Raw genomic sequence first — 21,608 nt, 5'->3', positions numbered from 1 at the left:
ATCATACTAGCTAAGTATATAAATGTCAGCTCAATTGCTATTCATTACAATTATGAGAGATTGTTCTAATTTGATGGTATTACGCTTTAGAGTATTTGCTAAGCCTATTAAGCTTTTAAGGATGAATTTTAAAGCAGGCCGAAATGATGCATCGTGGTTTAAAAAGAAAGAAACTCACTTACTAGATAATACCTTTAAAGATCACGCATTACGCGAACATTTACAAGATGTGATTACAAATACCTATCAATTAGGTGAACAATATGTGCCAATTTAAATTGTTTATTCAGGCGCAGCTTTGTTTAGTAAGACTTTAAGAGTCTAATTAGAGGCCTGTTACAAAAATCAAATCCTATACATATAAAATCGGACCTGGATATTGTGCTACGATACTATCGGAGGTTAATAAAGTAATTCCTTCTTGTGTAGCTTGAGCGATAAGTATTTTGTCAAATGGATCTTTATGAATAGGAGGTAAATTTTGAATAAATACAGCATGTACACTTTCAATGGGTAACTCAATATAAGTGTTATCTAAGAGATTTCGCCGAAGAACTCGCACGTCCACTGCAAAATTATCCTTCTGTAGACTGCTTTTAATTGCAATTTCCCAAATGCTTGCCGCACTAAAAAAAAGCTCATTTGATTCGTCTTCAATAATATCCCGTGCTTTAATTGGTAACTCATTGGGAAAACCAGCTGCCCATAGAATCAAATGAGTATCAAGTAGCACTTTCATAAATTACCATCGAAAAGATTTTTTATTTCTGTATCCCCTAGTCTATCAAAATTCTTTGGTATAGTGAGTTGCCCTACCATAAATCCTACTCGACGCTTTTGTTTAAGATCAGGTGTTGTGACCGCTGTGACTTTTACAAGCGGCTTACCTGCTTTTGCAATAATAAAAGGTTCACCCTGAACTGCTTCCTCAATTAGTTTAGATAAATTGGTTTTGGCCTCATGAATATTGACTTGATGCATAATGTCACCCGAATAAACTAAGTTTAGTTAGTTTAGTTTATAATAAAATGGATTATTATACAAATAATGATTTCAAAGCTAAGCTCACAAGGGGTTTCGCAGATAAATTAAGCTTAAGGGAGGAGCGCTTTCAGGCTCTGGAAAAACAAATAGTGAGTTATCTTCTGCGCACGGTGCACGAGTGGGTAGAGTAAGCTTAGAATTTTTCACAAATATCTTAAGATTTACTTTTTCAGGCGCAGGCCATAATAAAGGCCAATACGTAGTCGAAATAGCAAGACGTAAGTGATTTCCTGGTGCAAAGGAATGAGCAATACCATTAAGCTTCATCGTAATGTGCATTTTTTCCCCAGGTATAATAGGTGTTAGTGTTTCATGACTATTACGATGAGCCAAATTTAATACCCCATAAGTTACACGTCTTGATACGCCATCCGGGGAGGCTTCATTAAGTCGAACCACAATAAAGGCTTGAGGCCTATCCACTACTACCTCTAATTCAACTAAAGTCATCGCCTTAAGTGATAAAGATTATTTTACAATAAACAAAACCCAATAAATTTGATAAAAAATTTATCAAATTGTTTATAATAAATAATTTACTAGTCTATACTGAAACTATGTTTTATTTCAGACATACTGTTATATGATTAAAACTAAGTTAATCAAAAATAAATCATCGCTTTCAGTTTTTAGAGACAAGTATGTCGCCTTATCCCATAATCAAGTTGATTTAGACTATTTTGAAAGTTCCAAAGTACGTATTTTTTTTGCAGACTCTGAAGAAAATATAATTGCTGGATACTGTATTTGCTCAGGTCCTAATTATCGAACGTTTCTTCCCTTATTGCCTTCAAAGTTAAAAGAAGTTAGGCAACAATGTGGTTTTGAACACATGCCACCCCATGAAATTACTTGCTTATTCATTGAAGAAAAACGACGGAAAAGTGCTTGGGTAATTTATTTCTTTTTAGTTTTGTCCTTAGACATCCTTCGTTTACCCCAAGGAGCATTTATTTTTGGTACTCATGGTAAAAATATTAATAATTACTTCTGCCTCGCATTTCCTAAATTAATTTTATATGACCGATTATTTGTCGCTACAAAAGGAAAAATATGTGACTTTTGGTTAAGAAAAGGCTCTAAGATTCATTTTTTTAAAGCATTAATTGTGCTTTCAGCAGTTAGAGCATTTTTCGGTAATAGAGCATTAACCCGCTTCCGCTTATGGCTTGATAAGAGAGACAAAGCTAAGTGGGTTAAATAAAACTGTTAGCTTAAATTGGAGTTAAGTTGTATGAGAGCAAGTAATTTTTTTATAGATGAATTGGCACTATATGGTGGTAAACCTATCAGTAATAAACCTTGGCCAACCTATGATAAAGGTAATGTGATTATTGATGATCAGGATCTTAGTGCTGTGGAAGAAGTTATTAGGAGCAGAAGACTATTCCGGTACGATAATCGTCAATTACATGAAACTATGGTCGGGCGATTTGAAAACGAATTGAAGGCTTTTTTTGAATCGAAATATGCTTTAGCAGTAAGTTCAGGTACCGCTGCATTATCGTTACCCCTTATGGCTTTAGGATTAAAACCTAATTCTGTAGTTGGATGCCCAGCTTATTCATTTACTGCTACACCTAGCGCGATTATTCAAGCTGGCTTAAAACCACTGCTTATTGAAGTTGATAAAAATCTTAACTTAGATTTAGCCGATCTAGAGAAAAAAATTTCGATGCTTAGTGCGTTAGTTATTGTTCATATGAGAGGATTTCCAGCGCCTTTACCACAAATTATAGAAATTGCCCAACAGCATAATATACCTATTATCGAAGATGCAGTACCCTGCCTGGGTTATAAACTAGATGATAAATTTTTAGGGACTTATGGTCTCGCAGGTGCTTTCAGTACACAGTCAGACAAGTCTCTAAATACAGGTGAAGGTGGCTTCATTTTAACAAATGATAAAAATATCTATCTTAAATGCGTTATTTTATCCGGTGCTTATGAACGTTTATTTGAAAAACATTTTCCTGAAGAAGATTGTGGGATTAATTTTTTATCTATACCGGTATTTAATTTTCGCCTTGATGAAGTTCGTGGTGCCATTGGTTTATCACAATTAAAAAAATTAAAGAATCGACTTTCTTTATTATCAAAAAATTATTCTTACATTATTCAGGGAATCAAAAATTTATCTTATTTGCGGCCTAGAAGTACATGGAGCCATACTGTCTCTCCTATGGGCGATAATTTACTGTTAGAACTAAATGGTTCAGTAGAAGATTGTTGTTGGTTTGCAGAAGCATTGGCTGCTGAGGGAATTGATGCTAAAGCACTGGGCGACCCTAATAAAATTAACGTAAGACGATTTTGGGATTGGGAATACTTATTTGAGAATAAATCTAAGCATGAAATAATTAATCTCTATCAACAAAGTCACAAGCATATTAGTGCTTATCTAGATATTCCGCTATCGCCAACATTAGAACAAAGTGATCTAGAAAACTGTTTGATGGCAATTAAAAAGATACATAATTATTATGAATTTAAACAACTCCCTAAATAACAATGTTGCTATAGTGACAGGCGGCAATGGTGGCCTGGGACTTGCTATGGCTTTGGCAATACAACAGGCGGGCGCCACCGTAATTGTTTGTGGACGAAATAAGCAAAAATTAAAACAAGCTGAAAAATACGGGTTATTGCCTTTAACAATGGATTTAAATTCTGAGGATAGTATTGAGGAAGGTTTTAATTATATAACCAAGCACTTTGGTAAGTTAGACATCTTAATTAATAACGCAGGTATTTACGAAGATCAGCATCTTATAGACCTTACCCGCCAGCAGTGGGATAAACATATTAGTAACAACCTTACATCTGTATTTCTTTGTTCACAGAAGGCTTTACCTCTAATGAAGAGCCAAAACCATGGTAAAATTATTAACGTAGGATCAATGTATTCATTATATGGACACCCCAATTCTATTGGTTACGCAACGACTAAAACAGCTATTTTAGGATTAACTCGTTCATTAGCTGCACAGCTTGGAGTTTGGAATATTCAAGTTAATGCGATTTTACCAGGTTGGTTTGAAACTGCAATTAATGACGATATCCCTCAAACGAGTCGAGGTGAAGACATAAGGAGAAAAACACCTCTTGGCAAATGGGGTCAACCTAAGGATATAGGGCCGCTAGCTGTGTTTTTATCATCAAGTGGAGCTGATTTTATTACGGGAGCTATTATTACTGTTGATGGTGGTTATTCAGTCTCAGATCGGTTTTGTTATTAAATTTTACTCGTATATTACCAACTCACTTTACACATCATGGTCCCAGTACATTTAGAGAAATTTTCTAGTTTTCATCTTGAGTTAAATTTCGCGGTAAATTTATTTGGTGGCGTTGCAAAAAATGTAGTGATGGCAACAATATGGGTTTAGAGCGTAGTTCAGCTATAGACATGAAACAATTGGTTAATAAATAAAACCTCATTCTGATTGCCATACATCCACTTATTGAATTGTCCTTTTCGAAACATCCGCATGACTTCAAACCCTTTAATCGTAGCATAAGCAGTTTTCATAGATTGAAAGCCCCGTGTTAGATCGATAAGACGTTTATGCTTACCATGGTCTGACATCTTATTTTTGCAACACCACCGTTTAACTTATAAACTAATATCCATTTTTGCAACAGAGTCATTGATAATGCTTTTTAAAGACATGCCTCGCGCCTCATTTTCAGATAAACATGCCTACCAGAAAGCTCAAACAATTAATCGAGTTAGCAGTGAAATATTAGCTGGTAACTACGCTAATTACACCAACCTTATAGACATTTTTAGCTCAAACGCCCTTATACAAGCTATAAAAAACGAATCTGCCTTACACATATTTGTTCAAGACCTTCATACGTACTGTAATGCACAGGCTGATTCCAATGACTCGCATGCGTTGTGTTTAGTAGGCTTCTTATATTCATTTGGAATAGGCTGTGAACAAAACCATCAGCAGGCCCTTACCTGCTTAGATAAAGCGATTGCTTTGAATAATGATTATGCCATGTATGGCCGTGCCTATTTGCATGAGACGGGTCACGGTGAACCTGTCAGCTATCCCGAAGTCATTCGCCTCTATGAGCAAGCCATTGAGTGTGGTAATCCGTATGCCATGTTTAACCGTGCCTACATGCATGAGATGGGTCACAGTGGGCCTGTTAATTATCTTCAAGCTATTCGCCTTTATGAGTGTGCACTCACTTGCAAACATTCTTAGAGGAGAAACTAAAGGAGAATCAATAACAAAAAAATTGACCAATTATATGTTATCGTTTTTTTATAACCCAACTCCCTCAAAACTACTCGAAAAACGAGCTAAAAGCCCTCGTAGCACCGCTATAACTTTTTTTGCTTTATGCAACCATCCAACTTCAACCTCATTAGGCTTAGCAAAAGACATACAAAATAGTATTTTATGCATGGCACAACCCGGGGCTGAAGAGGATATAACGTATCATCAATATAAGCTATAAATATTAATTTATAAGAGTCTTACTAAACGACCCTTTCTTGAGACTGTAAATTTCTGCCATCCAATGATACAAAATTTCCTTTTCTAATCTACCTTATTAAATTGCTATTTTTATTAAATACTTATATCATAATCAAACTATTAAAAACTTATTAAAAATAATAATAATTGAGAAAATTGATGTCTAGATTGATTGGTTATGCTCGTGTTAGCACTATTGAACAAAATTTAAACTTGCAGATTGATGCGCTTATACAAGCAGGCTGTCAGAAAAATTATATCTATAAAGATAAAGTTTCAGGCTCAAAAACTGAGCGTCCAGGTTTAACTCAATGTTTAGAGAATTTATCAGCAGGCGATGTATTAGTCGTTTGGCGTCTTGACCGCTTAGGTCGTTCTATGGTGCATTTGGTTTCGCTCATTGAAACGTTACGAGAAAAAGGTGTGGGATTTAAATCGCTTTGTGATGGCGCGATCAATACCACTACTGCTTCCGGTGAATTGGTTTTTAATATTTTTTCATCCATGGCCCAGTTTGAGAGGCGACTTATTCAAGAACGAACTCATGCAGGCTTGCAAGCAGCGCGTGCACGTGGCAGAAAAGGCGGTCGTCCAAAGGTAGATGCCTCCAAAATTCAAGCAGCTAAACGCATGCACCAAGATAAAGCTTTATCAATTGCCGATATTTGCAAGGTGCTTAATATTTCTAAGCCCACTTTATATCGTTATTTAGCTTCTTAACTTAATATCTATTGGGCTAAGGCCTAAATAGGCTTAATGAAATTATAGAATCTCCAAAATAGTAGACTTAAGCGCCATGCTTTCATCCGTCTTAGCCAACAAGGTTGTGCTTGTTAATAAATTGCAGTTAAATATCAAATGAAGGAAAATTAGTTTCATTTAAATGGCTAAATTTTTATCATGATTGGTGGGATTTGAATTTAAAATTGCCATCTTTATGCTTTGAGAATAAATGTTATTATTTAAATACCCAACAACGCTATTTTTTTTGACTAAAACGTGCAAGATTTCATTACTTCTATAAGGAATAAGAACAGGGTTCTCTAACCTACCCAAAACCCCTAATACGATGATATCCGGGTTATGTTTATTAAACCAAGTCGCGTTATGCCCTATAGTTTTTAAAATTAATTGCGAGCTTTCAATGTATTTAGACGCGGTATATGATTCTTTAAAATTAATTTCAGGCTCGGAAGGTTGTTGAGTGGTGGAATCATTTAAACCTTTAACCACAGGTTTCGTTGTTTGAGGGAATTGCCTAATATAATGGCCTGCATGCATAATAAATCGTGGCATTAACCAAATCGTTTGACATAATAAGGCCCCTACAAAGAGGCAAGCTTTTTGTATTTTCCAAGCCCAAGTTTTTAACTTTTTACGTTCATAATCAGCAAATGTATCCGGCGTTTCTGAGGTAAAGTTTTTAAAATTAGGCGCTTTTGCATGAGCTATAAGACTATTCTCATTCTTCATGCCATGTTCAAAAATTTTTGTGCCTGGCGGTAAATAGTGGCTACCCATGCGAAAAACAGGATCGCTACGATGCGTAATTACTTTTAACGTTCGTGTAGAATTGTCAATAAAAATGTTCTTATGCTGTTTATAAATTTTTTCTTCGCGTGAAGTTAAAGTGGGTGGATTCAGCACATAAAAATCTACTTTTGTTGGCTGGTGAATATGACAATGCATACTCATCGCACCACCTAAGCTTTGGCCTGTACACATTACTGGGCGGCCAGTTCTCTGATACTCGCTATTAATCCAGGATTGAATTTTATGTTTACCGCGTCGATAAAGAAAGGTACCAACGGCGCCTCCAGGCATGGTATCACCTAGAATTCCAGCGATAAAACCTCGGTCGCTAGGAACTGTGGTGCCTTGAAAAATAAGTATTGAGGACGTTTTGCTTTGTAAGCCATACGCATAATAAGGTGAACTAAACCATCCTGAAGTTAATTTGATTTTATGAATAGTGTAAGTTGCCCCATTCATATTGATTTGGCTGCCTTCTTTTGGGTGCGCAAAAGCTAAATAAGACAATGCATTGTAGCAAATAATTTCTTTTTTTTCAGGAGTTAACGTTTCATCTTGGTAGACCGCTGCAATTTTCTCTTTTAGTGCATTAAAAAATTGCAGCGTAAAGGTAGCATCCGCCTTAACGAGAGTTGCCCTTAATAGTTTTAACCAGCCCCTAAACCCAAGCGAAAGTGAGTCAGCATCATGAAATAACCATTTAACCATTTTTTGTGGAATAGTGTCAGTCATTTTTAGATCATTCTATTCAAAATTAATCCATTATTATTTAATTTTTTAAAAACTACAATTAATTTTAACTAGTATTTACCTATTCTTTTGCAGTTCCTGGGTAAAAGAAAGAAAACATGTGCGCGTTGTAAATAATATGAAGTAGTGAATGAATCTTAGTTACAATTTAATTGTATAAACCAAATTATTCATTGATAAAAGCTTTCATTATATGATTTTGAGCCTTTATTTAATACTAGTATAGGCTTAACACATTAGCGAATATCTGGTATCTAAAATTGCATATAGCCATTTCAGGATTCAGGTGAAAAGTTATATCCAAAAAGTAATAATATTAAAAATATATTTTTATTTGGAATTAGCTTAAAGTAGCTTTTCACTGGCTGCTTATCATACTCTAATTATATTATTGTTATGCAAAGGAAAATAGGGATGAAGGCAACTGGGTTAGAAGCACTTAGTGATGGGGTGTTAGCAATCATAATTACCATTATGGTGTTAGAGATTAAAATTCCCCATGATGATCACATCAGAAGTTCATGCCACTTATCCCAATTATCTTAAGTTACCTGTTAAGTTTTATTTATATTGGTATTTATTGGAATAATCACCATCATTTATTTAATGCTGCTAAGGGTATTTCTGGAAAGTTCCTTTGGGCTAATTTAAATTTATTATTTTGGCTTTCACTATTTCCTTTTACTACGGGATGGATGGGAGAAAATCATTTCACAGCTACACCAACTGCTCTTTATGGCGTAGTGCTTTTTCTTGCTGCCATTTCTTATTTTATCCTTGTACAAGCTCTTATTAAGCATGAAGGAAAACAATCACTTGTGACACAAGCAATTGGCAGTGATATTAAAGGAAAGCTTTCCATTTTTTTATATGCTTTGGCAATCCTTATTGCCTATTTTTTTACTTGGGTCGCTCAATTAATTTATGTCATTGTCGCATTAATTTGGTTTATTCCAGATAAACGAATTGAAAATTCAATCAAATAAGAATTTTTATTTTTACATAAACAACTGATTATAATTACTTAAGTCCACGCCAAATACCTTAATGGTAGGTATTTAATAAGCAGAATTATTTTACCTCCACTTTACGGTATAAAAATAATTATTCCAACATAATTTTGCAATAGTGTTTTCTGATATTGAAGTCACACCTGCAGGGGTGCCCGTATAAATGATATCACCCGCTTTTAAAGGAAAAAAATTGCTAATATAAACCAGTAAATCCTCAGGATACATCATCATATCTATGCCTTTTGCTTGCTGCCGGAGAATTCCATCAAGGTGTAATTGAAACTCTGCTTCCATATAGTCACTGAAGTGTTCATAGGCAATCCACGGACCAAGGATAGCAGCATCTTTAAACACTTTTGACGTGGTCCATGGATACCCTTTTCTTTTTAAATTTGTTTGACGTGTTCTTAAAGTCATATCAAGGCCAAGCGTTATATCTGCAATAGCTTCTCTTGTATCTTCAATTGTCATTTTATAACCATCATGAGCTATACGTAACACAATTTCGCATTCAGGTTGTACTTCAGGATCTGCAGGAAAGGTAGCTTGGAGTTGCTCACCCCAACAAGAAATTTGTCTAAGAACACTCGCTGGTTTTAAAAAAAGTACCGGCTTCTTTGGTACTTCATCACCAAGCTCTTTGGCATGATCGAGATAATTTTTTCCCACACAAATTATTTTATCAATAGACATAAGTTTTTTACTAATGGTTTGCATGGATTCAATAGAGTATTATTCTATCTTAATATTTTTCTTTAGACTAAATTATGATAAGCGCGTTGAGAGCCTTAAGACTTATATAATCCAAATCTTTTCAGTCTCATCCATAATAAAATAAAAGATTTATTCAAGTAGTTAATGTGCTAAAATACATGTCTGCTTTGTGTACCAACTTAGCTATTATCTAACATAAGGCATTGGCCTTTCACTAATAAAGCGCCTGCCTGCTCCTTTAAAAATATTACACAACCTTATCCACAGAAATTGTGCATAACCTTGGGGTCGCGCTAAGCACATAAATTTATGTCTTGAGTAGGGGTCGCTAATTTCTTTTCAATCTCCGCCTGCTCCTCATAAAGACGAGCCAGTTTAATTGCGCTATTATCTATCAGCGCTTTACTGGCATGCGGCAACCCGGCATGATAATCTTTTTCCATCATCTGCAGATAACAGCCTTCGGAATGAATCTCATGATTTATTTGTCTTAATTTATCGACTAATTCATTGGCTATAGGCGTTGAGCACCCTGTTATGGCCTGTTCTGGCACATTAAATCGCATTTCATGTTCCTCGCTACATGCAAGGCGTGCTTTAATTTCAGCTATCTTTTGCGGATTGGTAATCCCTAGCAGTTCACGTTCTAGTTTTTCTTCTTGCCTCTTACGTGTTTTTACCTCTTTTTTCTCTTTAAAAAGTTGCCCGAGGCAAGAATGGTTGTAAAACCCTTTCGGCGTGGACCATCGCTTACTGCGCAGAGTAAGCGAGATGGCATTTAGCTTATGCTTAAAACTTTCACAATGCTTAAATTGATGAGAATCAGTTACGGCAAAAACGATTTCTGCAAAGAGCTGCTCGGGATCTGAGATTAAAAGGTGGTGTTGGTGTTGAATATTAAACAGCATGCCTTTAATTTGATTTGTAGCCTCTCTAGTAATGATGGCTTCTAATTCTTTTTCACATTTAAAATCGTTTGTAAAAACTTGATTAGGGCTTTTAATATGGCTTTCTTTACCAAAATTAACATTATTTGCTTCACTAATAGTATTAGTAAAAGTATTATAATTTCTATCTTTATATATGGAAGGTATCGATTTTGACTTTTCGATCGTCTCGATTTGTTTTAATTGTGAGCTTGGTGCTAACTGATTGCCCTCTTGTGCAGGCTGACTTGTTAATCCTTTGACGTTTGAATTTTGTTTGATTAGCCCAAGCAGTTTATCGGTAATGCGAATGTAGGTTCTTTTCTTAACCTCAAACTCGTTAGGGTTGTTATTTTTATTTTTAGCACAAAAGGTGCTGCGTCGTTCAATGAGCCCTAAATCAACAAACTCTTTGATGTATTTTTTTAACGTGCTTAAGCCAATCCCTACTGCTAAGGCTATGTCTTCATAAGGCCGCATAAACCAAATAGCATCCGAGTCCTTTAACCTAAATTTGGAGTTTTGCCACCAGAAAATAAATTGGTCGAGCAAATAAGCTTTTTTAGGACAGCTGGTTAAAGCCCGCAGCAAATCGAACCTTTCATGGAAAATTGCACAAACGTTCCCCATAGATAATTTCCTTATCTTTGTTGTTTTTTTTTGGGAACGTAGCTAAAATATAGATTGGGTAAAGTTAAGCAAGGTAACCTTACTTAACTTTAAGTATGAATTAGCAGACGTTCCTAGCTAATATCTAAAGTTATGAAGAGCGCCAACTCTTCATAACTGCTCTTTTATATTCACTATTAATTTGTCATTACTCCTTTCCTCTTTCAGAAAAACAAATAAAAAAACTAATATTTAATAGGTTGTTGTTTTGGTAATTCTGGCAGCAAATCTTTATATGTCAATAATTTTTTTCTTCAATTTAAAGGCAATTTGATAGCTAATTGCTATCAAATTGATAGCAATTAGAAAGCATATTGCTAGATATCGAGCTACATATTGCTAGCAATACGCTAGCAATATGCTGTTTTGAAAAATTAACTATCATCTCGAATTTCTTTTAATTTTCTCTTTATCGCTGGTCTTAATAACTCTAAACAAACAGCATTCATAGATATACCTGTTAAGCTAACTATTTCCTGTATATCATGCCAGAAACTTTCGGGGGCCCGAATAAAAATACTCTTTGTAGGTTCCTTTTCTTTTTTGCGGGGCTGAGAAAAATTTTCCCCTCCTGTTTTGTCAAAACGTAAGAATTCAGCTTCTTTCTTTTTCTTTTCTTCAGGCGTTAGAGGTGGTTTTTTAAATGATGGTTTGTCAGACATGGAATACTTCCTCATATAGAGATAAAATTTCTGCTGAAGCTTTTTTATCCTCTGGAGATATTTCTTGGACACAGCAACCCAAAATAGCCGCTTTTCTATAAGCTATTCTTTCGCTAATAATAGTATTGATTGAAGTAAGCTCATCAAATTCTTCTAAATACATAGAAGCTTGCTCTCCTTCTTTAACACCTGGATTAGGGGAAGCTTGATTGATCAGTACAAAAGCTTTTAAATTTTCATTTATTGAACGAGCATCTTTTATATGACTATTAATTTTGGCTAAAGTCCAAAGATCAAATTGAGACGCCCTTAAAGGGAAAAAGGCTTTGTCTGCTACAAGAAGGGAGGTTCTTAATTCTAATGAATCACGGCCGCCAGCATCAATGATAATATCATCAAATTTACTTTTTAAAGCTAATATTTCTTGCTTAACATTATCGAATTTCTGTATGGTTGTTACACGCGGAGTATAACTATTCTCATCGCGAGTTAAAGACCAAAAGCTAGCCGTTTTCTGAGGGTCTGTATCCACCAGAAGTGGGTCAAATCCATCTATAGCTCTTGTTGCAGCTAGATTTGTAGCTAAGGTTGTTTTTCCTGTTCCACCTTTCTCACCACCAATTAAAATAATCATATTGTTTTTTCCTAAATTATACTCATAAAAATGCTATCATATTGATAGCATTTTGCAATTATTTTGAAAGCCTTTTGAAGGCTAATAATATATGTTCATAAAATTTTATGAATAGGAGAAAAATTTATTGATCGCTATCAAAATGCTATCATTTTACAAGTATTATGAAAGCATTTTGATAGCTAAATAATATCAGATGACCAAGCTTGTAGGTATCATGCAAATTTTGATATGTTAGATAAGTGCTAGCATATTGCATGTATTTTGAAAGCAAGTGTTATCAAATTATATTGGCAATATAAAACTTTGCCTTATGCTATCAAAATGATTTCAATATAATATCATTTAGATAGCATATTGCTAGCTTATATGCTAGAAATAAAATATGTGTATTCTATGTATATTAATAAATATAAATTAGACTTAATGGCCAATTACAGCCTGCCATAATAAGGAAGATTGAATCGTTAGATTTTAAATATGAAACTATTGCTGGTGAAAGACGATGGCGAGCTTGTAAATTAGCTGGTATTAAATTACAGGCTATCATTACCAATGAGGATGACGCTGGATGTTTAATAATACAAGCAATTGAAAATAAAAGGAAAAGTTTATCATCTTATTCTTTAGCTATTGTTTATGCAAAGCTAATGAAGGATTTGAATCTCAGCCAAAATGAATTATCCAGAAGGCTAAATATACTAAAGTCTTCTTTATCTTCAGAGGTCATAAAGGTAGGAGAAAAAGAAAATATTTCCTGTAAGGTTAAGCACTAAAAGTTTAATAGAAAGTCTATTAGACTAACAAGTAAACATCAAAATTTTAATAAAATCAATTATTTTACTTACAGTTTGAATTTTCATAAGCAAAGTCAGTTAAAAATTAATTCTATTGCCTGCTGCTAAAATTGTTACCTACGAAGGAATTATCAGTGGATCTAGGGAATGAAAGGGCTATAAAACTACTATAATTAATTTAAAGTTAAATAGCTTTTAACGCTTACACTTAGAAAGCGCTTACCTACTTATTTTAGCATTTTATGAAAGGAATACCATGAAACCTAAAGGAATAATATTATTAATTGGCGGTGCTGAGCAGAGAGCCGATGAGGCACCTGATATTGAACAAGATGAATCTAATTTTAATCCGTACGAAATATTTAAAGAAATATTAAAAGCAACTCCCTCTAAACACATTGTATTCATTACTGCTGGCAAAGATTTACATAAAGAAACTAGAAAAAACTATACAAACGCTTTTAAGAAAATGGGCTTTAAGACCATTGACTTCATGTTTATTGAAAAGCGCGAAAATGCAGAAAATGAAAAATACTTACAAAAAATAAAAAGCGCTGGGGTCATTTTTTTTACAGGTGGTGATCAATTTTATCATGCCACCCTCTTAGGTGGCACAAGCTTCATTAAAGCGATTAAAGAAAAATATTTCCATACTAAAAATTTCATTGTAGCCGGGACGAGTGCTGGCGCTATGGTTATACCTTCAGTGATGATAGCCTCAGGTGGACAGACAGAGGCTTTGCTTCATCAAAATTTAGCCATTTCATCTGGGTTTAGCTTACTGCCTGAATGTATTGTCGATACTCACTTTATCAAAAGAGGGCGATTTAGCCGTCTAGCCCATGCTATCTTGTTAAATCCAGAGAAATTAGGGATAGGGTTAGGTGAAGACAGCGCTGTACTAATCCGACAGGGTAATGAAGTAGAATGTGTAGGTTCAGGCATGGTCGTTATCATCGATGGCTCAGAAATTAAGCAAACTAATATAACTGAAGTTAAAGAGGGAGAACCTATCTACTTAGATAATATTAAGGCTTATTTTCTAGTTAGAAAATGTAAATTTTTACTAAAAGAACATAAATTTATACCACCTAAATGATGACTGCCTTAAGATGCTTAAATAATAGTCAAGAATAAAGTGTTTGCAAATTACCAGTAAGTTAATTTCATATTCAAAATTGCAGCAATTAATTTAAACCCGCTGTTAATTAATAACGAAGCCTCATTAGCGGATAAATTGTACTTAGTAGTGCTACTATTATTTCTAGATTTCTCCAATAACTTTAAATCAGGAACACGTTGCAAAAATTAAATTAGCTTACTTGGAAAAATACAGGCAGCTAGAAAAATTTTGCAACGGTAATAAATTTATTAGTTAATAAAATTTAATAAATCTCCACTAATCCGTAAGCCTGCTGTATTAATAACTCCGTGCGACTCGCCTTCGTATTCTATTAATATAGATTGTGGCATAAGGCTGGTTGCTATTCTGGCTGATTTTTCAATAGGAACGACAATGTCATTTGTTCCATGTATGAAGAGGGTAGGAATAGTAATACGTGTTAAATCATCACGAAAATCTGTCTCACTCCAGGCCCTTACTAAATCAATCGTTGCTTTAGGGGAAGCAGTTAATGCCATAAGTTGGAAGAATTCTAGGAACGCGGTTGAGGTGGAATGATTAGTGAGCGAGTAGCTGTAAAATTTTTTACTTAGTTCTTCTAAGAAAGCAGGGCGATCGGCGTTTAATTTTTCTATGATGTCATCAAAAACAGTTTTATCTATACCTTGCGGATTATTATCAGTCTTGAGTAAGTAAGGGACGACGGCTGCAATAAATACGGCCTTACTAATTTTTTGCTGCCCAAATTTCGCCAAATAGCGCGCCACTTCACCGCCACCCATTGAAAAACCTACTAAAGTTATATTGTTTAGATTTAAAGTTTCAATAAGTAGATGAAGATCATCAGCAAGTGTATTGTAGTCAAAGCCATTAAAAGGCCAATCACTGCGTCCAAAACCACGTCGATCGTAAGCAATAACACGATATCCGTGTTCAGCCAAGAAACGAGCTTGGTATTCCCAGCTAGCAGATGTAAGTGGCCAACCATGTATTAAAATAATTGGTCTACCCATCCCCCAATCATAATAATAAATATTTGTACCATCAGCGGTTTTAATAGTAGGCATAAAAACTCCTTTTGTTTTTGTAATCCCTTTGAGCTTAGTTATAAGAACATCAATTTTTTATACCTTTTAAATATAGACGTTAAAACGGGAACTTTACGCAATTGGGAGCAGGGTAGGCTTAAGCTAACGGGATTAGCAAAAGTATTACTACGAGCTATACAAAATTATCCCGAACATATCATTCTTGTATTTGCAAAGATCTTGCGGGCGATTCATAGCTAATCGTGTTGAAAAAAGGTTAGAATTACTGTCTTATTTGGCTAGAGAATAATAATTAATCTATCTGGGAGTTCATGGCACGGCCAATCCATTTTAAATATTATGTGACCATAGGCTTGCTATGTTTATACAAGCCATTGCATGCTTCTTTTATTGAGCAAACACTTGGAACAGCTGTAGTTAAGGATGCCACAGCCACTTTTTTTAACCCGGCTGCATTAACTATTATACCTAATCCGCAACTTATTCTTTTAGGTACATTGGCAAGGTCACAGTCTCAATTTACAGGAAGCGCACAAAAACTACTGTCTGAGGCTAGCGAGCCTGGAGTAACTACCACAAAATCAAATTTTTATTTACCCTCCATGTATATCAGCACCCCTATAAATGATAAAATTGCTAGCGGTTTCGCTATCGTTGCTAATGATTTTAATCGTGACTTGGATGGGCACTCAATTCTTCGCTATGTTCAGGCTCGTAATCAAACAGATGATGTGGATTTCGTCCCAGCGCTTGGTATTAAGATAAATGACTTCCTTTCTGTCGGTGGAAACCTTAATTTGTCTTATGCTCGCTTCATTCAGGAGCCTATTTCAGGTTTAACCCGTTTAAATATTCCTGAAAGCCGTAGCTTGAACAAAAGCAAAGGCAAGAGTTTAGGCGGTGATTTAGGGATTTTAATTAAACTAGCTAAAAAAACAGTATTAGGTTTTAATTATCGCAGCGCTATTACTTACCAGTTACATGGCACAAGTACAATTACTTATCCGCAAGTCGTTTCTTCGCATAATTATCATTTTAAATACTGGACACCTGCTAGAAACGTATTATCACTTAGCCATTTCTTAAATGAAAAAGTTGGCTTCATAGGAACCATTCAATATCTCCAATGGGATATTTTTAAAAAAGCTTATATTTATAATTTTGCAACGCAATCTGGCTCTGAAGTATTTATTAATCCCAAAGCACATATAAATTATAACTTTCATAACAGTTGGCTTGTGACACTGGGTACTATTTATAATGTTTCAACTAAATGGACAGTCAGAATAGCAGGAACCTATAATCAGTCACCTTCCACTGGAAAGACCCAAATAAGTACTGGTGATAGCTTGGTTATAGGCTCTTCGATAGGGTATAAATTGATGAAAAACCTCACCCTAGATTGCAGTTATGGCCACGCCTTTTTCAAGAAAGAAGCCATTCATATCAGAACAGCGCAGAATATTATAACCGGTGTAAATAAAGGCACGCATGACTCTGTTTCACTAAAACTGACTTTAACTGCTTAGTAGGGCTAAATTATAGATCGCATTATCAGTAGGTTTATCAAAAATTATGAAGTCTTAAGAAGAAAATAAAATGCTTAATCCATTTTATTTAACATTGCAGCCTAGCTCTGCTGCAAATTTAGATATTATGCTGTATAATATGCGACTATTTTTTGATCTATTTTATAAGAGTACTATGACTGACTTAAACCTCTACAGAAACATTGGTATCTTCGCTCACGTAGATGCCGGAAAGACTACTACTACTGAACGTATTCTTAAGCTTACCGGTAGAATCCATAAAATGGGAGAAGTTCATGAAGGTGAATCGACAACCGATTTCATGGAGCAAGAAGCGGAACGTGGTATTACTATTCAATCAGCAGCAGTAAGTTGCTTCTGGAAAGGTACTCGTTTCAACGTAATTGATACCCCAGGCCACGTTGATTTCACGGTAGAGGTATACCGCTCACTAAAAGTACTCGATGGTGGCATCGGTGTATTTTGTGGTTCTGGCGGCGTTGAGCCTCAGTCAGAAACCAACTGGCGTTATGCGAACAATTCAAAAGTATCCCGCTTAATTTTTGTAAACAAGCTTGACCGAGTTGGTGCAGATTTTTTGAAGGTTACTGAGCAAATTAAAAAGGTATTGGGCGCTAACCCATTAATCATGACTTTACCAATCGGTATGGAAGATGACTTCGTAGGTGTTGTCGATTTATTAACCCGTAAAGCTTACGTATGGGATGAGACTGGCCAACCTGAAAATTATGTCATTCAAGATGTGCCAGCTAATATGGCTGACGACGTTGAAATGTACCGAACTCAGCTTATTGAAGCGGCACTTGAGATGGATGATGAGTTACTGATGGCTTATCTAGAAGGTGAGGAGCCTTCAATAGAAGAGATTAAACGCTGCATTCGTAAAGGTACGCTTGAGTTAGCCTTTTTTCCAACTTATTGCGGTTCAGCCTTTAAAAATAAAGGGATGCAACTATTATTAGACGCTGTGGTTGACTATTTGCCTGCTCCACATGAGGTAAATCCTCAGCCTTTGACAAATGCTGAAGGTGAGCCAAATGGTCAGTTCGCTATCGTCTCCCCAGATGAGCCATTTCGCGCTTTGGCTTTTAAAATCATGGAAGATCGTTTCGGCGCTTTAACCTTCGTGCGTATCTACTCAGGAAAGCTTAATAAAGGTGACACTATTCTTAACAGTTTTACCGGTAAGACTGAGCGTGTCGGCCGTATGGTTGAGATGCAGGCGAATGAGCGTAATGAGTTGCAAAGTGCTGAAGCAGGCGACATTATCGCTATTGTAGGCATGAAAAACGTTCGAACTGGCCATACTCTTTGTAGCCCTGATGAGGCGTGTACGCTTGAGGCGATGGTTTTTCCTGAGCCAGTTATCTCTATTGCTGTTGCGCCAAAAGATAAAGGCTCAACTGAAAAAATGGGTATTGCTATTGGTAAAATGGTTGCAGAAGATCCAACCTTTAGAGTGGAAACAGATCCAGATTCAGGTGAAACTATTCTTCGTGGTATGGGTGAACTACATCTTGATATTAAAGTGGATATTTTAAAGCGTACTTACGATGTTGAATTAATAGTAGGCCAACCACAAGTAGCTTACCGAGAAACCATTACCAAAACTATTCAAGACAGCTATACCCATAAGAAGCAATCAGGTGGTTCTGGCCAATATGGTAAGATTGACTATACGATTGAGCCAGGTGAGCCAAACAGTGGATTTACATTTAAGTCATCTGTGGTAGGTGGTAATGTTCCCAAAGAATTCTTCCCAGCAATTGAGAAAGGATTTCGTTCGATGATGGACAGTGGAACCTTGGCAGGTTTCCCTGTATTGGATGTTGCAGTTAACTTAACAGATGGTGCTTACCATCCTGTTGATTCTTCGGCAATTGCTTTTGAAATTGCGGCAAAAGGCGCTTTTCGTCAATCAATACCAAAAGCGGCTCCGCAACTGTTAGAACCTATTATGAAAGTTGATGTCTACAGTACAGAAGAACATGTAGGTGATGTAATTGGTGACTTAAACCGTCGTCGGGGTATGATTTCGGGGCAAGAACCCAGTGCTACTGGTGTACGTGTCAAGGCCGATGTTCCTCTTGCAGAAATGTTTGGCTACATCAGTACTTTACGTACCCTTACGTCTGGTCGTGGCCAATTTTCAATGGAGTTCTCACACTATGCTCCTTGTCCAAGCAGTGTAGCTGAGGCAGTGATTGCTAAAGAGAAAGAAAAGAAAGCAGCCAATAAGTAAGTCTAGTTAGCAAAGTTTAAAAAGCTCTGGCAGTTTGTTCTGCCGGAGCTTTTTAGCTTATAAATTAAGTGAAATTTAAAGAAAGCCGCTTAGCTGCGTGTAGGTTTTTTCTAAGCACGTAAATTCTTCATGAAGTATCTGGTCAAAAGAGCTAGGTTGTAAATTTACTATCACTTATATTTTTTTCTTATAAAGAACTTCTTTTAACAAGGCTCCGTTTTCATAGAGTTCTTCTAGCTTTGTTCTGTGTGTATTTTCAAATCCAACTGCTTCATAAAATTGACGCGCTTGTCTATTGTCAGAAAGAACCCAAACATAGACAAACTGATAATTCATTTTTGCAAGCTCTGAGAAAGCAGCACAGCATAACTTAGTACCTAATCCCAATCGCCAATAGCTTGGGTGTAAATAAATAGCGCTTATTTCGCCGTTTAATGTACTAGGAAAAATATCAAGAAACCTGCACAAACTAACAAAGCCAACCATTTTTTGCTCTACTTCAATAACGAGAACTTTCACATCCTGTTCGATTAATGATTGCCATTGTTTGGCTCTGTCTGCTAATGACAGGGATTGTATGATGTCAATTGGAATATAATCTTTATAGGTGGCTTGCCAAGATAAAATATGGATTTCAGCAATAGCTTTTATGTCCTCTAACGTAGCAAAACGAATAATTGATTCTAGGTTTTTTATCATTAGGAAAAGGGCGGTTTTAACCGGTTCAGGCAAATTAATATTTTATATATATTATATTAATTAAAGCAATGTCTTAACGCTTAGGCATAGCAGTAGAATCAATTGGATTAAATGCAAAGGAACCACATGCAATACTATTTCATACAAATATAATTAATAATTTTTTAACTACATAAATTCCTGTTTGGGTACTTGTTTTGACTCTTTTTGAGTAAGATAATTTAGTGATCGCTAACAAGAATTAATGTTTGGATAAGTAGATATTAATTAGATCTTTATTGGAATCGCATTCAAGTTTCTCTTTAAGCTGAGCGATGTAGACCTCAACCGTGCGGTAAGATATATCCATCTCGCCAGCTATTTCTTTTGCTGTTTTTCCCATAGATAAATATCTAAGACTAATAGCTTGCTGTTTAGAAATACGAACAGGAATATCTGTCTTGTACTTAAAATAAACGAGCTCTTTATCGGTGAGTTCTGCTGGCTTAACTAGAGTAAAATCATTCTGTTTCAGGTAAGCTAAGATGTCATCAATATGTTTATTAACGTTTCCCTCATCAGCTGACAAGACAACATCACTTATTTGATGATAATAGTCGTTGCGCTCATTATGCAAAGCCTTAAGCATATCTTCAAAATTATGCTCACTTGTAAGTGGCTCATGTCGACTTCCAGCTCGCCTGACTTGTGTTTCGAGAGTCACTTTTAGGAATATAACACAAGCGCCCTTTAGATAGTCCCGTATCTTTAGTGTATTTCCAATATAGCAATCAAGCCCCACTACAACACCAGATTGTTTTGATAAGGAGGAAAAAATTATCTCTTGTGTATGCTCATACTGCTTAAGTCCAGCTTGGCCTAATATTTCATTAATTGAAAGTCCTATTCTATGCTCAAGCCCCATATCAGCATCAATGAATTGATAGCCAAGACGTTCAGCTAAATGCTTGCCAAAATAAGCTTTGCCGGCCGCAGGCTGTCCTACTATAAATATTCGATTTAATTTTTTCATCTACTTACCTATTTGTTCCGTTTACTATAAATAGTTTAATAGCTAAATTGAGCAAATAGTATACGCATAAATACTTAGTTAGTAGTATTACTTGTGTTTAAGGGTAGTTAAGAAAGGCTTAACTAAATATGAGGTATAGACTTCGTAATTTAAATAATTAAAACCTTAGTGCCTGGATTAGCTTTCACCCAATTAGCCACATATTCTATGTAGTTATTTTTGCCAACAGCAATGCATCCACGCGTTGAGCTTGGTAAATTGTTTAACCAACTAAGCAGACTAGGTGACTGAGTTGGCCCATGGATCCCTACATCTCTACCTGTATAACCGGCAGCTAATTGCCTTGAAGTTGGATAGAGAATTGGAATAAAGATTTTAAATTGCGTGGATTTTCTTGGATAAGCTAATCCATATAAACCAATTGGCGTTTTATTATCACCGGCTTGCCTTTTACCGACACCCTTGTATCCGAGAGCTATTTTAAACGTCTTAATTACCGTACCACGTTTACAAATATTTAGAATTCGCGTTGCAGTGTGTACATTGATTCCATTTAATAAAGGACAAGTGGTCGTACTGGCAAATAAAGCAACGGGAAAGAAAATAGATAATAATAAAACTGCCTTTATTTTCATATAAATAGATAAATATTGCTGTAATTGGTTAATAATTATTCCATAAGATTGCTCTTA

25 protein-coding genes and 1 pseudogene are annotated in these 21,608 nt (G+C 35.5%); 13 read left to right on the top strand and 13 right to left on the bottom strand.

Features of this window, described 5'->3' with window-relative positions:
* The first annotated feature begins 22 nt into the window (after positions 1-22).
* The gene (locus DYE47_RS15085; protein ID WP_115304274.1) at positions 23-277 is read left to right on the top strand and encodes a hypothetical protein; all 255 of its coding nucleotides are present in this window, start codon (positions 23-25) and stop codon (positions 275-277) included.
* 75 nt (positions 278-352) lie between these two features.
* On the opposite strand, the gene DYE47_RS15080 is transcribed toward DYE47_RS15085, so the two are convergent.
* The 3 genes from DYE47_RS15080 to DYE47_RS15070 form a co-directional block, all read right to left on the bottom strand.
* Positions 353-739 (bottom strand): type II toxin-antitoxin system VapC family toxin, encoded by a 387-nt coding sequence (locus DYE47_RS15080; protein ID WP_115304273.1) that lies wholly within the window; start codon positions 737-739, stop codon positions 353-355.
* Positions 736-981 (bottom strand): type II toxin-antitoxin system Phd/YefM family antitoxin, encoded by a 246-nt coding sequence (locus DYE47_RS15075; protein ID WP_115304272.1) that lies wholly within the window; start codon positions 979-981, stop codon positions 736-738. Before DYE47_RS15075 ends, DYE47_RS15080 begins: the two co-directional genes overlap by 4 nt.
* 84 nt (positions 982-1,065) lie before the next feature.
* Positions 1,066-1,494: a CocE/NonD family hydrolase C-terminal non-catalytic domain-containing protein gene (locus DYE47_RS15070; protein WP_115304271.1), complete on the bottom strand. Its 429-nt coding sequence runs from the start codon at positions 1,492-1,494 to the stop codon at positions 1,066-1,068.
* A gap of 133 nt (positions 1,495-1,627) precedes the next feature.
* Here DYE47_RS15070 and DYE47_RS15065 point away from each other — a divergent pair, with 133 nt between their 5' ends.
* From DYE47_RS15065 to DYE47_RS15055, 3 genes are read left to right on the top strand one after another with little or no spacing between them, the layout of a single operon-like run.
* Positions 1,628-2,248, top strand: a complete 621-nt coding sequence (locus tag DYE47_RS15065) for a hypothetical protein (protein ID WP_115304270.1) — start codon at positions 1,628-1,630, stop codon at positions 2,246-2,248.
* Positions 2,249-2,278: 30 nt separating this feature from the next.
* A complete protein-coding gene (locus DYE47_RS15060; RefSeq protein WP_115304269.1) occupies positions 2,279-3,553 on the top strand; it encodes a DegT/DnrJ/EryC1/StrS family aminotransferase in 1,275 nt (424 codons plus the stop codon).
* Positions 3,528-4,283, top strand: coding sequence for an SDR family NAD(P)-dependent oxidoreductase (locus DYE47_RS15055; protein WP_115304268.1), 756 nt, complete (start codon positions 3,528-3,530; stop codon positions 4,281-4,283). The genes DYE47_RS15060 and DYE47_RS15055 overlap by 26 nt, the downstream gene beginning before the upstream one ends.
* 158 nt (positions 4,284-4,441) lie before the next feature.
* Here the strand turns inward: DYE47_RS15055 and DYE47_RS15050 are convergent.
* Positions 4,442-4,630, bottom strand: a pseudogene (locus DYE47_RS15050) (DDE-type integrase/transposase/recombinase); the annotation flags it as partial.
* A gap of 70 nt (positions 4,631-4,700) precedes the next feature.
* On the opposite strand from DYE47_RS15050, the gene DYE47_RS15045 reads away from it, so the two are divergent.
* The 3 genes from DYE47_RS15045 to DYE47_RS15035 all read left to right on the top strand — a co-directional run bounded on the left by DYE47_RS15045 (position 4,701) and on the right by DYE47_RS15035 (position 6,263).
* The gene (locus DYE47_RS15045; protein WP_115304267.1) at positions 4,701-5,267 is read left to right on the top strand and encodes a tetratricopeptide repeat protein; all 567 of its coding nucleotides are present in this window, start codon (positions 4,701-4,703) and stop codon (positions 5,265-5,267) included.
* Between the two features lie 46 nt (positions 5,268-5,313).
* Positions 5,314-5,523, top strand: a complete 210-nt coding sequence (locus DYE47_RS15040; RefSeq protein WP_115304266.1) for a hypothetical protein — start codon at positions 5,314-5,316, stop codon at positions 5,521-5,523.
* 179 nt (positions 5,524-5,702) lie between these two features.
* Positions 5,703-6,263 carry a recombinase family protein gene (locus tag DYE47_RS15035; protein ID WP_115304265.1) on the top strand — a complete coding sequence of 187 codons (561 nt, stop codon included), beginning with the start codon at positions 5,703-5,705 and terminating at the stop codon, positions 6,261-6,263.
* Between the two features lie 159 nt (positions 6,264-6,422).
* Here DYE47_RS15035 and DYE47_RS15030 read toward each other — a convergent pair whose 3' ends face one another.
* The gene (locus tag DYE47_RS15030; RefSeq protein ID WP_115304264.1) at positions 6,423-7,808 is read right to left on the bottom strand and encodes a hypothetical protein; all 1,386 of its coding nucleotides are present in this window, start codon (positions 7,806-7,808) and stop codon (positions 6,423-6,425) included.
* Between the two features lie 432 nt (positions 7,809-8,240).
* On the opposite strand from DYE47_RS15030, the gene DYE47_RS16520 reads away from it, so the two are divergent.
* Together DYE47_RS16520 and DYE47_RS15025 are read left to right on the top strand one after the other, a co-directional pair.
* Complete coding sequence (locus DYE47_RS16520; RefSeq protein WP_278043879.1) at positions 8,241-8,372, top strand: TMEM175 family protein; 132 nt, start codon at positions 8,241-8,243, stop codon at positions 8,370-8,372.
* Entirely contained in the window at positions 8,348-8,812 is a 465-nt protein-coding gene (locus DYE47_RS15025) for a TMEM175 family protein (RefSeq protein WP_278043880.1), read from the top strand. The genes DYE47_RS16520 and DYE47_RS15025 overlap by 25 nt, the downstream gene beginning before the upstream one ends.
* A 90-nt stretch (positions 8,813-8,902) precedes the next feature.
* Here DYE47_RS15025 and DYE47_RS15020 read toward each other — a convergent pair whose 3' ends face one another.
* From DYE47_RS15020 to DYE47_RS15005, 4 genes are all read right to left on the bottom strand, one after another.
* A complete protein-coding gene (locus DYE47_RS15020) occupies positions 8,903-9,532 on the bottom strand; it encodes a fumarylacetoacetate hydrolase family protein (RefSeq protein WP_160149920.1) in 630 nt (209 codons plus the stop codon).
* Between the two features lie 314 nt (positions 9,533-9,846).
* Positions 9,847-11,109 carry a hypothetical protein gene (locus DYE47_RS15015; protein ID WP_115304200.1) on the bottom strand — a complete coding sequence of 421 codons (1,263 nt, stop codon included), beginning with the start codon at positions 11,107-11,109 and terminating at the stop codon, positions 9,847-9,849.
* A gap of 413 nt (positions 11,110-11,522) precedes the next feature.
* Positions 11,523-11,810: a hypothetical protein gene (locus DYE47_RS15010; RefSeq protein WP_115304262.1), complete on the bottom strand. Its 288-nt coding sequence runs from the start codon at positions 11,808-11,810 to the stop codon at positions 11,523-11,525.
* A complete protein-coding gene (locus DYE47_RS15005; RefSeq protein ID WP_115304261.1) occupies positions 11,803-12,444 on the bottom strand; it encodes an AAA family ATPase in 642 nt (213 codons plus the stop codon). Before DYE47_RS15005 ends, DYE47_RS15010 begins: the two co-directional genes overlap by 8 nt.
* 416 nt (positions 12,445-12,860) lie before the next feature.
* Between DYE47_RS15005 and DYE47_RS16650 the strand changes: the two genes are divergently transcribed.
* Positions 12,861-13,220, top strand: coding sequence for a ParB/RepB/Spo0J family partition protein (locus DYE47_RS16650; RefSeq protein WP_115304260.1), 360 nt, complete (start codon positions 12,861-12,863; stop codon positions 13,218-13,220).
* 277 nt (positions 13,221-13,497) lie between these two features.
* Positions 13,498-14,340: a cyanophycinase gene (locus DYE47_RS14995; RefSeq protein ID WP_115304259.1), complete on the top strand. Its 843-nt coding sequence runs from the start codon at positions 13,498-13,500 to the stop codon at positions 14,338-14,340.
* Between the two features lie 272 nt (positions 14,341-14,612).
* On the opposite strand, the gene DYE47_RS14990 is transcribed toward DYE47_RS14995, so the two are convergent.
* On the bottom strand, positions 14,613-15,431 hold the full coding sequence (locus DYE47_RS14990) for an alpha/beta fold hydrolase (protein WP_115304258.1): 819 nt from the start codon (positions 15,429-15,431) through the stop codon (positions 14,613-14,615).
* A 293-nt stretch (positions 15,432-15,724) separates the two neighbouring features.
* Between DYE47_RS14990 and DYE47_RS14985 the strand changes: the two genes are divergently transcribed.
* Both DYE47_RS14985 and fusA read left to right on the top strand, forming a co-directional pair.
* Positions 15,725-16,942: an OmpP1/FadL family transporter gene (locus tag DYE47_RS14985; RefSeq protein ID WP_115304257.1), complete on the top strand. Its 1,218-nt coding sequence runs from the start codon at positions 15,725-15,727 to the stop codon at positions 16,940-16,942.
* 175 nt (positions 16,943-17,117) lie between these two features.
* Entirely contained in the window at positions 17,118-19,205 is a 2,088-nt protein-coding gene (gene fusA / locus DYE47_RS14980) for an elongation factor G (protein ID WP_115304291.1), read from the top strand.
* Positions 19,206-19,379: 174 nt separating this feature from the next.
* On the opposite strand, the gene DYE47_RS14975 is transcribed toward fusA, so the two are convergent.
* The 3 genes from DYE47_RS14975 to DYE47_RS14965 all read right to left on the bottom strand — a co-directional run bounded on the left by DYE47_RS14975 (position 19,380) and on the right by DYE47_RS14965 (position 21,551).
* Entirely contained in the window at positions 19,380-19,904 is a 525-nt protein-coding gene (locus DYE47_RS14975) for a GNAT family N-acetyltransferase (RefSeq protein ID WP_115304256.1), read from the bottom strand.
* A gap of 241 nt (positions 19,905-20,145) precedes the next feature.
* A complete protein-coding gene (locus tag DYE47_RS14970; protein ID WP_115304255.1) occupies positions 20,146-20,916 on the bottom strand; it encodes a shikimate kinase in 771 nt (256 codons plus the stop codon).
* A 149-nt stretch (positions 20,917-21,065) separates the two neighbouring features.
* Complete coding sequence (locus DYE47_RS14965) at positions 21,066-21,551, bottom strand: L,D-transpeptidase family protein (protein ID WP_115304254.1); 486 nt, start codon at positions 21,549-21,551, stop codon at positions 21,066-21,068.
* Positions 21,552-21,608 lie beyond the last annotated feature (57 nt).

It is taken from the genome of Legionella beliardensis, from assembly GCF_900452395.1.
In the GTDB taxonomy this organism is placed as follows: Bacteria; Pseudomonadota; Gammaproteobacteria; order Legionellales; family Legionellaceae; genus Legionella_C; species Legionella_C beliardensis.
The sequence above is the reverse complement of the archived record's forward strand: the minus strand, read 5'-3'. Positions and strand labels throughout refer to the sequence as shown.

Bases quoted from the DNA above. Each gene is read 5' to 3' on its own strand.
- DYE47_RS15085 (WP_115304274.1), top strand. From the start codon at position 23: ATGTCAGCTCAATTGCTATTCATTACAATTATGAGAGATTGTTCTAAT.
- DYE47_RS15080 (WP_115304273.1), bottom strand. From the start codon at position 739: ATGAAAGTGCTACTTGATACTCATTTGATTCTATGGGCAGCTGGTTTT.
- DYE47_RS15075 (WP_115304272.1), bottom strand. From the start codon at position 981: ATGCATCAAGTCAATATTCATGAGGCCAAAACCAATTTATCTAAACTA.
- DYE47_RS15070 (WP_115304271.1), bottom strand. From the start codon at position 1,494: ATGACTTTAGTTGAATTAGAGGTAGTAGTGGATAGGCCTCAAGCCTTT.
- DYE47_RS15065 (WP_115304270.1), top strand. From the start codon at position 1,628: ATGATTAAAACTAAGTTAATCAAAAATAAATCATCGCTTTCAGTTTTT.
- DYE47_RS15060 (WP_115304269.1), top strand. From the start codon at position 2,279: ATGAGAGCAAGTAATTTTTTTATAGATGAATTGGCACTATATGGTGGT.
- DYE47_RS15055 (WP_115304268.1), top strand. From the start codon at position 3,528: ATGAATTTAAACAACTCCCTAAATAACAATGTTGCTATAGTGACAGGC.
- DYE47_RS15045 (WP_115304267.1), top strand. From the start codon at position 4,701: ATGCTTTTTAAAGACATGCCTCGCGCCTCATTTTCAGATAAACATGCC.
- DYE47_RS15040 (WP_115304266.1), top strand. From the start codon at position 5,314: ATGTTATCGTTTTTTTATAACCCAACTCCCTCAAAACTACTCGAAAAA.
- DYE47_RS15035 (WP_115304265.1), top strand. From the start codon at position 5,703: ATGTCTAGATTGATTGGTTATGCTCGTGTTAGCACTATTGAACAAAAT.
- DYE47_RS15030 (WP_115304264.1), bottom strand. From the start codon at position 7,808: ATGACTGACACTATTCCACAAAAAATGGTTAAATGGTTATTTCATGAT.
- DYE47_RS16520 (WP_278043879.1), top strand. From the start codon at position 8,241: ATGAAGGCAACTGGGTTAGAAGCACTTAGTGATGGGGTGTTAGCAATC.
- DYE47_RS15025 (WP_278043880.1), top strand. From the start codon at position 8,348: ATGCCACTTATCCCAATTATCTTAAGTTACCTGTTAAGTTTTATTTAT.
- DYE47_RS15020 (WP_160149920.1), bottom strand. From the start codon at position 9,532: ATGTCTATTGATAAAATAATTTGTGTGGGAAAAAATTATCTCGATCAT.
- DYE47_RS15015 (WP_115304200.1), bottom strand. From the start codon at position 11,109: ATGGGGAACGTTTGTGCAATTTTCCATGAAAGGTTCGATTTGCTGCGG.
- DYE47_RS15010 (WP_115304262.1), bottom strand. From the start codon at position 11,810: ATGTCTGACAAACCATCATTTAAAAAACCACCTCTAACGCCTGAAGAA.
- DYE47_RS15005 (WP_115304261.1), bottom strand. From the start codon at position 12,444: ATGATTATTTTAATTGGTGGTGAGAAAGGTGGAACAGGAAAAACAACC.
- DYE47_RS14995 (WP_115304259.1), top strand. From the start codon at position 13,498: ATGAAACCTAAAGGAATAATATTATTAATTGGCGGTGCTGAGCAGAGA.
- DYE47_RS14990 (WP_115304258.1), bottom strand. From the start codon at position 15,431: ATGCCTACTATTAAAACCGCTGATGGTACAAATATTTATTATTATGAT.
- DYE47_RS14985 (WP_115304257.1), top strand. From the start codon at position 15,725: ATGGCACGGCCAATCCATTTTAAATATTATGTGACCATAGGCTTGCTA.
- fusA (WP_115304291.1), top strand. From the start codon at position 17,118: ATGACTGACTTAAACCTCTACAGAAACATTGGTATCTTCGCTCACGTA.
- DYE47_RS14975 (WP_115304256.1), bottom strand. From the start codon at position 19,904: ATGATAAAAAACCTAGAATCAATTATTCGTTTTGCTACGTTAGAGGAC.
- DYE47_RS14970 (WP_115304255.1), bottom strand. From the start codon at position 20,916: ATGAAAAAATTAAATCGAATATTTATAGTAGGACAGCCTGCGGCCGGC.
- DYE47_RS14965 (WP_115304254.1), bottom strand. From the start codon at position 21,551: ATGAAAATAAAGGCAGTTTTATTATTATCTATTTTCTTTCCCGTTGCT.